The sequence below is a fragment of the Synechococcus sp. UW105 genome, from assembly GCF_900473935.1.
Taxonomy (GTDB): Bacteria; Cyanobacteriota; Cyanobacteriia; order PCC-6307; family Cyanobiaceae; genus Synechococcus_C.
The window spans coordinates 20,325-35,602 of the sequence record NZ_UCNN01000001.1 but is presented as its reverse complement, the minus strand read 5'-3'; the positions used below and the strand labels follow the sequence as shown (position 1 = coordinate 35,602).

At 58.1% G+C, this 15,278-nt stretch carries 14 protein-coding genes; 4 read left to right on the top strand and 10 right to left on the bottom strand.

What is annotated here, in order from left to right; translation table 11 throughout:
• Positions 1-13 precede the first annotated feature (13 nt).
• A complete protein-coding gene (locus tag DXY16_RS00195) occupies positions 14-442 on the bottom strand; it encodes a hypothetical protein (RefSeq protein WP_115118387.1) in 429 nt (142 codons plus the stop codon).
• 47 nt (positions 443-489) lie between these two features.
• Positions 490-966, bottom strand: a complete 477-nt coding sequence (locus tag DXY16_RS00190) for a hypothetical protein (protein WP_137006984.1) — start codon at positions 964-966, stop codon at positions 490-492.
• A gap of 854 nt (positions 967-1,820) precedes the next feature.
• On the opposite strand from DXY16_RS00190, the gene DXY16_RS00175 reads away from it, so the two are divergent.
• Together DXY16_RS00175 and DXY16_RS00170 are read left to right on the top strand one after the other, a co-directional pair.
• Entirely contained in the window at positions 1,821-2,216 is a 396-nt protein-coding gene (locus DXY16_RS00175) for a hypothetical protein (protein ID WP_115118378.1), read from the top strand.
• A 125-nt stretch (positions 2,217-2,341) separates the two neighbouring features.
• Positions 2,342-4,003 (top strand): alpha-D-glucose phosphate-specific phosphoglucomutase, encoded by a 1,662-nt coding sequence (locus DXY16_RS00170; RefSeq protein WP_115118376.1) that lies wholly within the window; start codon positions 2,342-2,344, stop codon positions 4,001-4,003.
• Positions 4,004-4,064: 61 nt separating this feature from the next.
• Here the strand turns inward: DXY16_RS00170 and DXY16_RS00165 are convergent, their stop codons facing one another.
• From DXY16_RS00165 to DXY16_RS00155, 3 genes are read right to left on the bottom strand one after another with little or no spacing between them, the layout of a single operon-like run.
• Positions 4,065-4,382, bottom strand: coding sequence for a hypothetical protein (locus DXY16_RS00165; RefSeq protein WP_244281455.1), 318 nt, complete (start codon positions 4,380-4,382; stop codon positions 4,065-4,067).
• Positions 4,382-7,792 carry an efflux RND transporter permease subunit gene (locus tag DXY16_RS00160; protein WP_115118374.1) on the bottom strand — a complete coding sequence of 1,137 codons (3,411 nt, stop codon included), beginning with the start codon at positions 7,790-7,792 and terminating at the stop codon, positions 4,382-4,384. The genes DXY16_RS00165 and DXY16_RS00160 overlap by 1 nt, the downstream gene beginning before the upstream one ends.
• Before the next feature lie 9 nt (positions 7,793-7,801).
• A complete protein-coding gene (locus tag DXY16_RS00155; protein WP_115118494.1) occupies positions 7,802-8,896 on the bottom strand; it encodes an efflux RND transporter periplasmic adaptor subunit in 1,095 nt (364 codons plus the stop codon).
• A gap of 131 nt (positions 8,897-9,027) precedes the next feature.
• On the opposite strand from DXY16_RS00155, the gene DXY16_RS00150 reads away from it, so the two are divergent.
• On the top strand, positions 9,028-11,244 hold the full coding sequence (locus tag DXY16_RS00150) for an AAA family ATPase (RefSeq protein WP_115118372.1): 2,217 nt from the start codon (positions 9,028-9,030) through the stop codon (positions 11,242-11,244).
• A 52-nt stretch (positions 11,245-11,296) separates the two neighbouring features.
• Here the strand turns inward: DXY16_RS00150 and DXY16_RS00145 are convergent, their stop codons facing one another.
• From DXY16_RS00145 to DXY16_RS00135, 3 genes are all read right to left on the bottom strand, one after another.
• Positions 11,297-11,920: an alpha/beta hydrolase gene (locus DXY16_RS00145; RefSeq protein ID WP_170953758.1), complete on the bottom strand. Its 624-nt coding sequence runs from the start codon at positions 11,918-11,920 to the stop codon at positions 11,297-11,299.
• A 198-nt stretch (positions 11,921-12,118) separates the two neighbouring features.
• On the bottom strand, positions 12,119-12,655 hold the full coding sequence (locus DXY16_RS00140) for a thymidylate synthase (protein ID WP_115118368.1): 537 nt from the start codon (positions 12,653-12,655) through the stop codon (positions 12,119-12,121).
• The gene (locus DXY16_RS00135; RefSeq protein WP_244281454.1) at positions 12,656-13,288 is read right to left on the bottom strand and encodes a 4'-phosphopantetheinyl transferase superfamily protein; all 633 of its coding nucleotides are present in this window, start codon (positions 13,286-13,288) and stop codon (positions 12,656-12,658) included. It lies immediately after the preceding gene.
• A 47-nt stretch (positions 13,289-13,335) separates the two neighbouring features.
• On the opposite strand from DXY16_RS00135, the gene bcp reads away from it, so the two are divergent.
• Positions 13,336-13,803 carry a thioredoxin-dependent thiol peroxidase gene (bcp, locus tag DXY16_RS00130; RefSeq protein ID WP_115118366.1) on the top strand — a complete coding sequence of 156 codons (468 nt, stop codon included), beginning with the start codon at positions 13,336-13,338 and terminating at the stop codon, positions 13,801-13,803.
• Here bcp and DXY16_RS00125 read toward each other — a convergent pair.
• Both DXY16_RS00125 and DXY16_RS00120 read right to left on the bottom strand, forming a co-directional pair.
• Complete coding sequence (locus tag DXY16_RS00125; RefSeq protein ID WP_244281453.1) at positions 13,796-14,401, bottom strand: type III pantothenate kinase; 606 nt, start codon at positions 14,399-14,401, stop codon at positions 13,796-13,798. The two genes, bcp and DXY16_RS00125, sit on opposite strands and share 8 nt — an antisense overlap.
• 77 nt (positions 14,402-14,478) lie before the next feature.
• Positions 14,479-15,243, bottom strand: a complete 765-nt coding sequence (locus tag DXY16_RS00120) for a phosphoadenylyl-sulfate reductase (RefSeq protein ID WP_115118490.1) — start codon at positions 15,241-15,243, stop codon at positions 14,479-14,481.
• Positions 15,244-15,278 lie beyond the last annotated feature (35 nt).

The following is a 15,278-nucleotide window of genomic DNA, read 5'->3' as shown; positions in this document are numbered from 1 at the left end:
TAAAGCCAAGGTTCTAGTCACTCACAACCCTGCATCCATCAAGGGTGACCCCTAAAGTTGTACCGCCAACGACACCAGCCACAACAACCCTTTGGCCCTTCCTGAGAGAAGAAGCACCCTCCACCTCTCCTGGCGTCAGGAAGCATTGAACAGAAGCAAAATCGTACTGACCAGTGATCGAAACATAAGGATTATCAAGGATATCTTTATCCACCGACCCCACCGGACCGCTCACATAGATCAACTGTCCATCGTATTTACTTTCAGCGGCAATTGAATTCTCATCAAATTCATCAGCCAAATCCTTATAATTCACCCTATAGGCGGGGCTTGAATAATCAAGCCCAGAATAATCAACCTCATCCTCAACAGAACCAGCAGCCAACAAAGAAAAAATGCCCAAGCCAGCAAAAAAGGCTGCAGATTGACGCAGTTTGCGCATGAGAAGAATTGACCAGTGCGACAATTTACAGCATCGATAAAACCAAGTCAAGCAGTCTTCGTGGTAGCACAAACAATGACAGAAGCGACGACAGCGAGAAGCACATCCGCAGGATCGGCAACACCACTCAAATAACCAGCCCACTGCAAGAGATCAGGCATCTGAGCCAACAAAACAAACCAAACCAAACGAAATCTCCAAGCCAAAGAAGCTCGGCCAAAAAAAGATCGCAGTCCCTGCTCAAGGAAATAACATAAGGACAAATGCCACAAAGCATTGGGCAGAGAGTAAACGATTAGCGCATAGACCTGGCCTTCACCAATCAGACTCAAACAAGCCGAATTCAATGTGGCTTTAACACCAAGCCAGCGCACACCAAACAAGACGAGCGCAAGCCTTTCATACAGAAGCACAGGAGTGCGACAAGAGGCGTAAAGAGCACCACCCAATGTGATTGGAAGTATATATTTTAAGAAGACTCGCCGTAAAGTTCTAGCCATACTCAAAGCAACAACTAACGCCATCGGGCCTTGCCTTAGCGTAATCACCACACCTCAATCGTTCAAAGAGAGGGCAGCCAACTCGGAGCCAAACCTCAGGGAGAAAAGCTGAAGAGCGCAGCTGAGCCGGGCAAGGGGAACAGTGCGGGAAGACCACCAAACGCGCCTAAAAACGTATGTTGCAGCGCGCAGCATGAAGCTGCAGCTCACCCTGATAAGCCTCAGATTCGGGGCGATAGAGAAACGGAGCCCTAATCCCAGAGGCCAATTCTCCTGCCGAACAATCCAAGCTGTTTTGATCAATCTCAATCTCAAACTGATCGAGACGGAGACCCTCCTGAGAAGGTGGTATGGGCCTCTCAATTTCAATCGGAGGCATCGGCGCAAGAGGTCCGGAAAAGAATCCTAAAGCTGTGAAACCCCACAGCAAAAAGCCACTCGGGCCTGGCCCATCTCGAGAGGGAAGCCACCTGACGTGGATGAATAGTGCCACGTGGAATTGAGCATGCCGAACAAACCTCTCCCGCCACATCAAACCATCTCATCACTGAACGAAGCAACGAACAACATGCTTACCAAGCACAACCCAGACACTCTCTCCGACCGAATCAGCCTGAACCGCCAATGTTGCGTCCAGCCCACCCACCAAGCCCCGCGATCTTTGCCTTCAAGCAACAAAGGTTCTATCGGAATGTGATCCAACTGAACACGCAAGATCGATACATTCAGCTGGCGAGGGGAAAGACGCCAACAACACTGGATGCGCCAACCGATGGGAGGAGGCATGCAAGGAGCGGTTGCATCCTCGTCTCAGCTGGCCATGCTGATCGGCTGTACGCCGATTCAGCCCCCAAAATGGCGAAAGGAACAGGATCCAGATGAGACGCCCACTGCAGCTTCTGATCGGCTTGAGTCTGGCCTGGCCATGCGGACTGCAAGCCAAGCCCGTCTCAATGCCGCTACCCACCCGCGAAGAGCTGCGGGAGATCCAGCTGCTGGCATACAGCTGTTCGAGGGAGAACCAGAGCGAGGCCTGCGAACGCACCCGAACACTCACGGATCCGCTGATGGACCACCCGCGGCTGCCAGCCTCTTGCAAGGACACACTGTGGGAGTTACTCCAAGTCGCGAAAGTGGTTTCCAGCAACAGCTTTCAAAGGCGCGACAGCATTGACAGGCCCGCTCGCAGGCTGACCGTGGTCTGCGGCAATCCGGTCAAACCCGTCAAACCAGCAACCCCTCCGATCGGAGGCTTCAATCCCAACCAAACCTGACGCTCTTCTCAGGGAATCAAGCCCAGCAATCGCGAACACTGAGCATGAGCTCAGAGAAGTGGTCATGACCACACGGCAGAGGCGGTTCCCCGTGTTTATCTGCTTGATACAAATTCGTTGTCGAGATGACCACCACGGCACCCGCGGAACCGAGCCAACACCAGATCATCCGCCTTGAGGCCCCCTTTACTGACCAGAAGCCAGGCACATCCGGTCTAAGAAAGAGCAGCAAGCAGTTCGAGCAAGCCCACTACCTGGAGAGCTTTGTCGAAGCGAGCTTCCGTACCCTCTCCGGCGTAGAAGGCGGCACCTTGGTGCTGGGCGGCGATGGCCGCTATGGCAACCGCCGCGCCATCGATGTGATCCTGCGCATGGCCGCAGCCCATGGCATCAGCAAGGTGATCACCACCACCGGCGGCATCCTCTCCACCCCCGCTGCGTCCCATCTGATCCGTAGCCGTCAGGCGATCGGCGGCATCATCTTGTCTGCAAGTCACAACCCTGGAGGGCCCGACGGAGACTTCGGCGTGAAGGTGAATGGTGCCAACGGCGGCCCCACCCCGGCCTCCTTCACGGACGCCGTGTACGAGTGCACCAAAACCCTTGATCAATATTCGATCGTTGATGCCACCAGCATCGATCTCGATGCCCCAGGGCAACATGCCATCGGAGCGATGACCGTCGAGGTGATTGACGGCGTCGATGATTTTGTGAAGCTGATGCAGCAGCTCTTCGATTTCGAGAGCATCAGCGATCTGATCCGCAGTGATTTCCCAATGGCCTTCGATGCCATGCACGCGGTCACCGGGCCCTATGCGAAGCGTCTCTTCGAAGGCATCCTTGGCACCCCAGCCGGCAGCGTGCGCAATGGCGTTCCTCTTGAGGACTTCGGCAAGGGTCATCCTGATCCCAACCTCACCTATGCCCACGACCTGGCGGAACTGCTGCTGAACGGCGATGACTTCCGCTTCGGGGCCGCCTGCGACGGTGATGGCGACCGCAACATGATCCTGGGCCAGCGCTGCTTCGTGAATCCCAGCGACAGCTTGGCCGTGATTACCGCGAACGCCACCCTGGCGCCCGCCTATGCCTCCGGCCTGTCTGGAGTCGCTCGCTCCATGCCCACCAGTGCCGCTGTGGATGTGGTGGCGAAGGAGCTGGGAATCGACTGTTTCGAAACACCCACCGGCTGGAAATTCTTCGGCAACCTGCTGGATGCCGACCGCATCACCCTCTGCGGCGAGGAAAGCTTCGGCACTGGCAGCAACCATGTGCGCGAAAAAGACGGTCTGTGGGCCGTGCTGTTCTGGCTGCAGATCCTGGCCAAACGCCGCTGCAGCGTGGCCGAGATCATGGCGGAGCACTGGAAACGCTTCGGCCGCCACTACTACTCCCGCCACGACTATGAAGCCGTTGCCAGTGAGGCTGCCCATGGGCTGTATGACCGCCTGGAAGCGATGCTCCCAAGCTTGATCGGTCAGTCGTTTGCCGGCCGGCTGGTCGCAAACGCCGACAACTTCAGCTATGTCGACCCGATCGACAACTCCGTGACCGAGGGCCAAGGTCTACGCATCCTGCTCGACGATGGCAGTCGTGTTGTCGTGCGCCTATCAGGCACTGGCACCAAGGGAGCGACGATCCGCATCTACCTTGAGAGCTACGTACCCAGCAGTGGTGACCTGAACCAGGATCCCCAAGCTGCCCTGGCCGACATGATCACTGCCATCAACCAGCTGGCAGAGATTCAGGAGCGCACCGGAATGGATCGCCCCACGGTGATTACTTAATCGAGGCTCCATCCACTTGATCCACAGAGCAGCAGCCCCCAATGGGGGCTTTTTGCTGACTTCAAGATTTGGGCGAACGCCGGCTCAGACGAGAATTGGGACGGCGGTAAACGGGATCGGTGGCCTGCTCCTGCAGCTGACGGGTTGATTCGATTGCAAATCCAGCCAGGCTGCAGGAGGTGATCACCATCAGAAAGAAGAGCCGCATCCGACGGATGTCGAGGTCGGCTGGGGTGTTCTCAATCAACACCTTGAGGAAGTAGGAGAGCGCCACACCAACAACTGCGCCGATGGCGATCGCCACCAGAACTCTCGATCCACTGAAACGCTTGTGGGCGGCGTACTCAGGCCGTGGCGGCATCTCGGAGGGAGGCAGCATCAGCTCACCTGGGGATCAACGGGAGGGCGGCCTTGATCCTGACCCAGCAGTGACTTCATCACCACGTAGAACACAGGCACGACCAGGGTGGAAAGAAAAGTGGCGACCAACAGCCCACCGAAGACCACAAGCCCAAGCGAGGACTGACTCTGGGCACCCGCACCACTGGCAAGCATCAGCGGCAGGAAGCCTGTGAGGGAGGAGATTGCCGTCATCAGAATCGGCCTCAGTCGCGACTGGGCCGCAAACCGAGCGGCATCGAGTGCTGACGCCCCCTCACCCATCTTCTGATTGGCGAGATCGACGATCAGGATCGCGTTGCCGCCCGCAAGACCAATCAGCATCACCAGACCCACCTGGGCATAAATATTGAGCACCTGTCCAGCAGCACCAAGAAACACCAGAGCGCCAAGCAGGGCTGTGGGAACGGTGAGCAAAATGATGATCGGGTCGGAGTAGCTCTCGTATTGGGCCGAAAGCACTAGAAACACAGCCAAGATTCCGAGAGCAAAGATCACCACCGCAAGAGACCCCGCTTTCACCTCCTCGCGGGAGATTCCAGTCCAGTCAAAGCTCAAGCCCTGGAAGTTCCCATCTCTAAAGATGGTTTTCATCGCACCAATCGCCTGACCTGAGCTCTTGCCCTCTGCCGGAGTGCCCTCGACCTTGATTGAACGATAAAGATTGAAATGGGGAATCACACTCGGGCCAGTGGTGGACTTGACCGTGAAGAATTCCGAAAGAGGGATCTGGTCACCCTTGAGATTGTTGACATAGATCGACGACAACTGCTCAGGAGTGGCTCTGCTGACGTCGTCCGCCTGGACATAGACCCGTCTCACCTTTCCTTCCTGAAACGTGTCATTGACATAGGCACCACCGAAATTGACGCTGAAGGCCTGCATCGCCGAACCAAAGTCGACACCGAGGCTGGCCATCTGTTGGCGGTCCACCTTGATTTCGATCTGTGGAGCTTCAGGGGAAAACAGCGAATAGACGCGATTCAGTACTGAATTGGCATTGCCCGCCTGAATGATCTGCTCGGCAGAGCCGAAGAACTGATTCAAGGAATAGGAGCCGCTGCTCTGATCGAGAAGTTGGAACTCAAAACCGCCACCGGATCCGTAGCCAGGAATCGACGGGGGCTCGACCACGAATACCCGTGCACCATCCACTGCCATGAAGAGCTTCTTGTTCAGACGTTGAACAAGTGCCGCCACGTTGTGGTCACTGCCTTTGCGCTCATCCCAGTGCTTGGTGCCGAAAAAGAACAGACCTTTATTCGGAGCATTGCCATCGAAGCTGGCACCACTGAAGAGAGCTGCAGCCTTGATGTCCTCCTCACTGCGCAGCACCGCTGCCACCTTGCGGTTGATGTCCAACGTGGTCTCATTGGAGGCCCCTTCTGGGGCCTGCACAAAGCCAATCGCATAGCCCTGGTCTTCTATCGGCACAAACCCGCCAGGGATACGGGTGAATGCGAAGCCAGTGAGAAGGATGCCGGCCGCCAAGGCCGCCATCACCAGCGGCCTTGCCTTAAGCACCTGATCAAGCAAGGTCGAATAACGCTCTTCAAAGGCCGCATAGCAGCGATTGAAGTTGGTGAAAATCACGGGAATGAACCAGCCCACCCCAACGCCGATGGCGCTGAAAAGAAGCACCGGGATCAGATTGGTCACACCAAGCACCACCAAGCCCACCACAGCACCTCCAACCGCACCTGGCATCCGAAGGGGACGACCGGTGAGTTGCATGGCAACAAAACCAAGCAGTGCTCCCACCACCACAGGCAGCAGGACCAAGGGCGCACCATCGCCAGCGTTCAGCAGGCCATAGACGAAACCAAGACAAATGCCAGCCGTGGCGTACTGCTCTTTGCTCAGCTCCTTGGTGTCACGGGAGAGCAGCAATGCCGCCAACATCGGGGAAAAGGTGAGGGCATTGAACGTGGAAATACCGATCGAAAACAGGATGGTTGCAGCGAACTGTTTGTAGATCGTTCCAGTCGCTCCAGGGAAAAACAGGACCGGCAAAAACACGGCCATCTTCACCAAAGAGGTGGCGATGACTGCACTGAACAGTTCATCCATCGTGGCCATCGCCGCTTGGACGGCGGTGAGGCCCTCCGCCTTCTTCGCCGATGTGTCTTCCACCACGGTGATTGCATCATCCACCACAAGACCGGTGGCCAAAACAAGACCAAAAAGGGTGAGCTGATTAAGAGAAAAGCCAAAGGCCAGCACCAGACCGAAGGTACCGATCAGGGCAACAGGAATGGCGATAGCGGGCACCAAAGTGGCCTTCCAGTTCTGAAGAAACAGGAACAGGATCAGCACCACCAGAATCACAGCATCCCGCAGGGAATTGGTGACTCCCTTGATCGACTGATTGATGAAGTCGGTGGTGTCGTAAATCACCTCAGATTCCAAACCCACCGGCAGAGTTTGCTCAAACTCAGCAATGACATCCTTCACCGCGTTCGACACCTGAATGGCGTTACTGCCTGAGAGCTGATAAACAGCAACCCCAACAGACGGTGAGCCCTTGAGATCCATGGCGTCAATGCCGTAAGTCTCTCCACCGAGACTGACGCGACCCACATCGCGCAGCCTGATCAGACCTCCTGCATCGGTGCTCTTGAGCACCAGATTTTCGAACTCCTGTTCCGTGGTCAGACGACCTCGGAGTTGAACGGTGAAGGTGAATTCTTGCCCCTTAGGAGCTGGTGCGCCGCCGACCTTTCCGGCAGGGACCAGCCGGTTCTGGCTCTTGAGCTGATTGACAACATCGGTGGATGTGAGCCCGTAAGACGTGAGCTTGTCAGGATCCAACCAGAGACGAAACGCCACTTTGCGGTTGCCGAAATAGGTGACATCGCCAACACCAGGAACCCGCTTGATGTTGTCTGTGAGGCTCTTATCGAGATAACCGCTAATGGTCTCAACGCTGTATTCCGTTTGGGCTGGATCGGAATTGACGAAGTTGTAAACCAGAAGAATCGAGTTAGAGGCCTTGTTCACCGTGACGCCGGCCTTGCGCACCTCCTCCGGGAGCTGAGGTTCAGCCAGGGAGACACGGTTCTGAACGTTGACCTGATTGATATTGCCGTCGGTGCCGCTGTTGAAAGACACCGAAATCGCACTCACCCCATCTGAGGAACTGGTGGAGGTAATGAAATCCATCTCCTCCACACCATTGATCTGCTGCTCGAGCACCGAGGTGACGCCCTGCTCCACCGACACAGCATCAGCACCCACATAGGTGGCCTGTACCTTCACTGTTGGCGGTGCAATATCCGGCAGGTTCTCAATCGGGAGGATCGGGATCGCGATCAAACCAACAATCACAATCAGCAGACTGCAAACCGTGCTGAGAACCGGCCGTGTGATGAAGGTATTGGAAGCAGACATGGCTCAGCGTCAGTTCCGAGCTGCGAAGCCAGCCGACGCGCTCACTGCTTTGACCTGCACCGGCATGCCGTGTTTGAGGTTGAGGAGATTAGTGGTGATCACCTTCTGATTGAGCCTTAATCCCTTCGTGATCGGGTAACGATTGTTCTGCAATTCGCCAACAGTGACCGGTGTTTGCAGCGCAAAGAGGGTGTTGGCAGGCAATTTGTTGTATTTGATGCCCTGACGGATGCGATTGAGATCGACCTTGCCTGGGTTGGCTTCAAGCTCCTCGAAACGACCGATGCGAAACACGAAGCTTTGGCCTGAGGTTTGGGTCACCGCCGCGAACGGCACGGACGGCAGATTGAGCGACTGCAACTGCACACGCGTGCGCAGGCGCTGGCCACTGCGTAAACGCCCATCCACATTCGCAAAAAGAGCTTTCACCAACAGGCCCTGGGTTTGAGGGTTGACCTGTGGATCGATCGAATCAACCTGACCGGTGGCCAGCACCTTGGAGCTGCCGGGCGCAGTGAGAATCACGGGTTGACCAAGAGCAAGCCGGTCTCCGAAGACAGCTGGCACTTCAACGCGTGCTTCCAGAGCGTTGTTCTGCACCACGCTGGTGAAAGGTTGGTTCTGTTGCACCAGATCACCCACCTTCACCTGCACATCAGCCACCGTGCCGGCCGTCGGCGAACGCAGATTCCGATAGCTGAGCGTGGCCTCCAATGACTTGACCTGCTCTGCCGCTGCGAAGTATCGCGTGCGATAGGAGTCACGCTGACGCAGGCTGGATGCTCCCACCCTGGCCAGAAACTCTTCACGCTCCCACTCGGTCTTTGCCGTTTCCGCTTTAGCCCTCTGCTCCGCTAGAGCAGCCCTCTGCTGAGCCTGATCAAGCACCACCAGCAATTGTCCGGGCTCGACCTGATCACCTTGGCTGATCTTCAGCTCCATCACCCGACCGGAAGCCTGAGCCGCCAGCTGGACCAACTCGAAGGCCTCCAAGGTGCTGACAGTATCGACATCATCGGTGAACTGCGCCTCCTGAACAGTCGCCTGCTGCACCGCAACCGGTGGGCGTCTTGGTGCAGACGAAGCACAGGCCGTCAGGGACATTGCCAGGGCCACGACACCAGCCACTCGGGCGCAACTGTTCACAAGCACTCACCTCACGGAGCAGATTATGGGTGGATTTGCGAAGGCCGTGGCTGCGCAAAGGGTCAAAATTGGCGAATGGAAATTGAGCCATGACGGCTGACCTGTTCTCCCATCACGGCGATCAGCTACGCCAACGCCAGGCTCCCCTGGCAGATCGAATGCGGCCCCGCACGCTGGAGGAATTCGTGGGTCAGGGAGCGATCCTGGCGGAGGGACGGCTGCTGCGCCGCGCCATTGCCGCTGATCGTGTCGGGAACCTGCTGTTGCATGGCCCGCCCGGGGTAGGGAAGACCACCTTGGCCCGGATCATCGCCAACCACACCCGAGCCCATTTCAGCAGCCTCAATGCGGTGCTCGCTGGGGTCAAGGAGCTGCGCAGCGAAGTGGATGCTGCGCGACTGCGCCTCGAGCGCCATGGCCTTCGCACCATCCTGTTCATCGACGAAGTCCACCGCTTCAACAGCGCGCAGCAAGATGCCCTACTCCCCTGGGTCGAAAACGGCACACTCACCCTGATCGGGGCGACCACAGAAAACCCTTATTTCGAAGTGAACAAGGCATTAGTGAGCCGCTCACGCCTGTTCAGACTCCAAACGCTCGAGGTCGACGACCTCCGTGATCTACTGCAACGCGCCATCGACGATCGGGAGCGCGGCTATGGCGAGCGCCAGGTCACGATCAGCCCCGAGGCGATCGACCATCTCGTCGATGTCGCCAATGGTGATGCCCGCAGCCTGCTCAACGCCCTTGAGCTGGCCGTCGAAAGCACCCCCCAAGATTCCAACGATGCGATTCAGATCGATCTCACCATTGCCGAAGAGTCGATCCAACAGCGGGCTGTTCTGTACGACAAACAGGGCGATGCCCACTTCGACACCATTAGCGCCTTCATCAAATCACTGAGGGGCTCCGACCCTGATGCCGCTCTGTTCTGGCTTGCCCGCATGGTGGAAGCCGGAGAAAATCCGCGATTCATTTTCCGGCGCATGCTGATTTCCGCCGGCGAAGACATCGGCCTGGCCGACCCCCAAGCGGTGGTGGTGGTGGAAGCGTGTGCCGCTGCCTTCGAACGCATCGGCTTGCCCGAGGGTCTCTATCCGCTGGCGCAGGCTGCTCTGTACTTAGCCAACACGGAGAAGAGCAACAGCACCATCGGCATCTTCGAAGCGATCAAGCACGTACGCGCCAGTTCCCGCCAGGACGTTCCCAGCCATCTCCGCGATGCCCATCGCGACGGTGATGCCTTCGGCGATGGCAAGGGATACCGCTACCCCCATGCTTTTCGGGAGCACTGGGTCGCCCAGCAATACCTGCCAACAGCCCTGCAGGGAGAGGTGTTCTGGACGCCAAGCAACCAAGGCTGGGAAGGCGAGCGACGGCAACGCATGCTGGAACGCCGCGCGGCCCAGCTGGCATCGGCAGCCGAAGCCGTGGATGAACATCCTCTGCTGGTGAGCAGCGGCCCGGAAGTCCCTGACATGGAACGCTGGCTTCAGCGTCAGCTCAGTCAGGACGGCGCACGTTTGCAACGCCTCAGGGAGAAGCTCTGGCAAGGAGTGCAATGGAAACGGACAGACCGGGTTCTGATGCTGGGGGGCTCGTCATTGTTGTGGAGCCTGGATCCTCTTGGCGCTGTTGCGGATGGGGGCCTCACCATCCACTGCCAATCTGCCCTGGAGCAGGACCGTCTCGAAGCCCAGTTGCAACTGTTGGATCCTCTGCAACGCCCCGCGGTGATCGTGGGAAAGCAGGCCCTGGCGAAGCTACCCATCGAGCATCAATTCGAAGTTGTGGGCGGACGCCTCAACCGCCATGAACTAAGGCATGGCAGCAGCGCTGACCTGCTTCAACACTGCAACGACCGCTGCAGAGGCGACGCGCAGCTGCGCCTCCTGCTCACGGATGCCGGACTGGGCCCCGCAGCCGCTCTGCTTGAGCTCTGCGAACACGCGCAACAGCTCAATGACAAGGAGCGAAAGGCCCTCACTCCATTACTGAAACGAGAGGAGGCCTGGCTGAATAGCCAAGCAGAACAAGAGGAGTTTCTAGACCAACTGCGCGCCCAAGGTTGGCAACTGGACAGCGAATGCTGGGACGAATCCGTCTATCTACCTGTGGACGCCTCCTTTCAGGAGCGGTGGCTGGGAGAAGAGCGACCCTACCGGCAGGTGCTTGCCTCTGGGGCGCAGCAGCGAACCGAAATAGCGCTGCTCAACCGCCTGCTGAAGCATGTGCAGGGAAAGCAACTGCCGCAACGACTCCTGCATCGACGCATCATTGGCCGCAAGCCATCAACGTCACCATGAAAAAAGCCCCGGCATGCCGGGGCTGAAGGAACACCCAGTTGGGCGTGAGTGATCACCAGAGGCCGCGAACGGGCGCCTGACGAACAGGAGCAGCAGGCAGGATCTGGTTGGCCTGCACGCAAGCGGGCAGGAACACGTACCACGACAGCAGGGAGGTGTCGCGAGGAGCGTCGAGACCAGGCTTGCAAACGTTCTGAGCACCATCGGAAGCACCGTTGTCCGCCAGGGCGAAGTCAACAGGCAGGTTGTCCATGATGCCGGCTGAAGACAGCTGGCCATCGACGGAGTCGGCGATGATGGCGGAACGAAGAGCGACCACAGCAGTCTTCTTCTTCATCCAGTAGGGGAAGTAGCTGCGGGTCTGATCATCAAGGAACTTCTCCCCGTCATCTGAATACAGGAAACGGGACACCCCGATCAGATCAACGTTGTAGTTCTTGGTCATGCCTTCGCGGATTTCATCAGCGGTCCATCCGGAACCGTTGATGCCTGCTTCCAGGGCACGATCGGTGATTTCACCGTTATTGAAGAACGTTTTGAAAGCACTGGATTTGGTGGTCCAGACAGCGCCACCGGTTTCCCAACGCACAGGGCGCGAGGTGCCAGCTTCGGCTGCTACAGCCAGGGTTGAAAGAGAGGCGCCAGCGAGAAGACCGGCTGCAAGACGAGTGAACACGGACGGCGAATTGAAGACGTCAATCCTTTTTTAGTCAGAGCGGATAAAACTGCCAACACATTGGTCAGAGAGGTCACTGCTGCAATGGCAATTTCGAGCCGATAGGGATCATTCGAACGCCAACGCAAGGCATCAAAATGAGCGCTGCCAATGAGCATCAGCAAAAGAAAGCAATTACATCAGTTGCTTAAGCCGTGATCAGGGCTGGGGCATCTCGATCTCAACCCAACCTGCCGGGCAACCCCGCACAAGACTGAGCCGTAAGTCTTTCTTAGGTAGCGGTCCACGACACTGCCATCGCACCACCCTTGGTCCCTTCTGACGCACAGCCGCTGCATACGCCTCGCCTCCACGTCGAGGGGTGAGCCAAAGCTCCGTTCCTGTCGGAGAGGAGATCACCCGTGCTCGCAAATGGCTGCCGCTATCGAGGCCAAGGTCGATCAGGGAAGAGGCGAAATGCCCCCAGTAGTGCCGAGTCATCTGGCCGCGGATGAACTGACCAAGCAAGGCTTCTGCTTCTCGCCGCTGATGCAAGGTGATTTCACGCTCTTGCAGTGCCGCATCCACGGCCGCTAGATCAGGACGCCCAGACGATGCCAGACGTTGATTCTCAGAGAGCTGCAGCGGCTGACGCATCCCCACCAGCCCGAGACCAAACAGTGCAGCCGCTGCCAACAGCGAAGGGATCGAACGAGCACTGATCCACACCACAACAACCCGTTTCTGAGCGGTCAATCACGCTAGGCAGAGCATCGCTGTGTGCATGGGATTGGCACCATTGCCCACATCCCCCTGGCCTGCCACCATCGCCAGGCACCAAGGTCCCTGCCGCCAGCGACTGGCTGAGAGCACTGCGCCATCTCCCCGATGGATCACAACACTTCGGTCGCGACTACAGCACCACTGGGTGAGATCGCGGCCCAAACTGCCCCGTTGCCATTTGATCGCCGACTCTTTCAGCAACCAGTGCGCCAACACCGCCTGGCGTAGGGCTTCTGGCACCAGCCCGCTCAGGTGTTCTTGCTCCTCGGCACAAAAAAAGCGCTTGAGGATGGATTCGGCGGGAATGACACGGTCGCATCGCTCCAGATCCACCCCAACCCGCCACGGCGCCCAAGCCAGGAGCAGTGCATCCGGACAATGACTGAGACTGACAAACCCCCATCCCTCCGCCAGCTTGGGCGGCTGTCCAGGAGGAGCGTCCAGGGGCAAAACTTCCTGCGGCAGCCCTAGCAAGTCCGCAAGCAGACTTCGCATCCAACGGCGTGACCACACGTACTGTTGCCGGCGTTTTGACGGCAAACCATCTGCCCAGGCCTGCTCCTGGGCGGAGAGGTTCGTTGTCGGAGCGGTTCGCGAGAACGGCACCAACCAAAGGGCGGGTACGCTGCGCTGCGGCCTTTTTGCATTGCGCCATGCCACTTCAGATCGGAGATCCAGCACCGGATTTCACTCTCCCGGACCAGAACGATGCATCGGTGCAGCTTTCATCCCTGAAAGGGAAGCGAGTTGTGATCTACTTCTATCCCAAGGACGCCACCCCTGGCTGCACCAAGGAAGCCTGCAATTTCCGAGACCGTTGGGACGCTTTTAAGCAGCACGACATCACCGTTCTGGGCATCAGCAAAGACAACGCAGCCTCACACCAGCGCTTCATCACCAAACAGGAGCTGCCCTTCACCCTGCTGACCGATGTGGAGCCATGCGCTGTGGCCACCAGTTATGAGAGCTACGGGCTCAAGAAATTCATGGGCAAAGAGTTCATGGGCATGATGCGCCATACCTTCGTTGTCGATGCTGAAGGCAAGCTCGAACTGATTTACCGCAAGGTCAAGGCCGAGAGCATGGCGGATCAGATCTTGGAGGACCTGGGCCTCAGCTGACCAAAGTCACCATCCCCTCCATCACCAGATCAGGGGCATGGATCACTTCAGCCCCCTGCTGACGCAGCGAATCGATCAGCAGGGGAGCATCGCCTCCGCAGATCCACAACGGCCAAGAACAGCTGCGCTGCGCTTCAAGAAGCAGACCCAGGAGCGATTGGATGGCACCCTGCTGCATCGCCGCAAGCGTGGCGTGGGGGAAAAGCTCTGAGGGCAACTGATGCAGCGCCCCCGGTGCAGGCAGGTCACGGGTCCCAGCAGCCATCGCCCGCAGCTGCAGACCGAAACCAGCCGCCAGTTGCCCTCCTGCGAACTCCCCCTCCGAGGTGACCCGGGTGAGGCTGAGCACGGTGCCGGCATCCGCTACCAGTAACCCCCCTTGCGTTGGCAACGGCACCGCTCTGGTCGTGGCAGCCCAGGCCGCCAACGCACGATCCACGCCGAGCCAAGGGGGCATGCCCTTCAGGGGCAGATCCTCCAAACCAAGCCGCGTGGTCTGAGACAGGACTGGATGAACGGGCACCGGGCCAACTGCTGCCCAACGCACCAGCTCAAGTCCGTCCAATCGCAAAGGATCCGGATTGGTGTGCGCAAACACCCACCCCTCCGCAGTACGCGTTGCCCAGTGCCACCGACTGTTCCCGATCAGCAAACATGTGCAGCCATTGGGCATGCCTAGATGCCGTCACCCATCACACCCGGCAGGTGGATTCCACATTCCTGCTTGAGCCCACCGAAACGGGTCTGGCGTCCGGATTGCTCAGCCCCATCAGGCGCACTGGAATGCCAATCACCCACCGTCGAATATCCCTGTTCGAACAAGGGATGCTGGGGAAGATCATGCTCCTGCATGTAATAAAAAACATCCCTGGGCGTCCAACTCAAAAGAGGCCTCAACGACAATCGCCCGCGCATCGGCTCCAGCCAGCCCATCGTCTTGCGGTGGTCTGTCTGACCACGCCGCACACCACTAGCCCAGCAGGTCACATCCAGTGCGGCCATGGCCGCTTCGAGGGGCTCCACCTTGCGGAGTTGGTGATAAAGCTCGAGATCTTCCACCTCTCCGGTCTCCCACAGGCGGCCATGAAGGGCCTCCATCCGAGCCGGTGAGAGCGTGCTCTGGGCCACATGCAATTTCAGATTGAAACGCTCACTGAGCTGATCGGCGTAGCGATAGGTCTCCGCCGGCAGATAGCCCGTATCCACCCAGATCACAGGCACGTTGTCTGAATCCTGGAGAGTGCTGAGCATGTGCAACAGCACCGACGACTGGATCCCAAAACTGGTCGTCAAAGCGAATCCAGACCCAAACCGCTTCCGGGCCCACCCCAGTCGCTCTGGAGGCGTCATTGCCTCCAAAGCAACCGCTTCTGCGGATGAACTGGCGGCCGCTAGCGATGCGGTCCCGTCGGCGGCGTTGGGATTGGGGCCTTCAGTCATCACTCCATCCTCCAATGTCGGCGGCCGTGATGGCA

Bases quoted from the DNA above. Each gene is read 5' to 3' on its own strand.
- DXY16_RS00195 (WP_115118387.1), bottom strand. From the start codon at position 442: ATGCGCAAACTGCGTCAATCTGCAGCCTTTTTTGCTGGCTTGGGCATT.
- DXY16_RS00190 (WP_137006984.1), bottom strand. From the start codon at position 966: ATGGCGTTAGTTGTTGCTTTGAGTATGGCTAGAACTTTACGGCGAGTC.
- DXY16_RS00175 (WP_115118378.1), top strand. From the start codon at position 1,821: ATGAGACGCCCACTGCAGCTTCTGATCGGCTTGAGTCTGGCCTGGCCA.
- DXY16_RS00170 (WP_115118376.1), top strand. From the start codon at position 2,342: ATGACCACCACGGCACCCGCGGAACCGAGCCAACACCAGATCATCCGC.
- DXY16_RS00165 (WP_244281455.1), bottom strand. From the start codon at position 4,382: ATGCTGCCTCCCTCCGAGATGCCGCCACGGCCTGAGTACGCCGCCCAC.
- DXY16_RS00160 (WP_115118374.1), bottom strand. From the start codon at position 7,792: ATGTCTGCTTCCAATACCTTCATCACACGGCCGGTTCTCAGCACGGTT.
- DXY16_RS00155 (WP_115118494.1), bottom strand. From the start codon at position 8,896: ATGTCCCTGACGGCCTGTGCTTCGTCTGCACCAAGACGCCCACCGGTT.
- DXY16_RS00150 (WP_115118372.1), top strand. From the start codon at position 9,028: ATGACGGCTGACCTGTTCTCCCATCACGGCGATCAGCTACGCCAACGC.
- bcp (WP_115118366.1), top strand. From the start codon at position 13,336: ATGCCACTTCAGATCGGAGATCCAGCACCGGATTTCACTCTCCCGGAC.
- DXY16_RS00120 (WP_115118490.1), bottom strand. From the start codon at position 15,243: ATGACTGAAGGCCCCAATCCCAACGCCGCCGACGGGACCGCATCGCTA.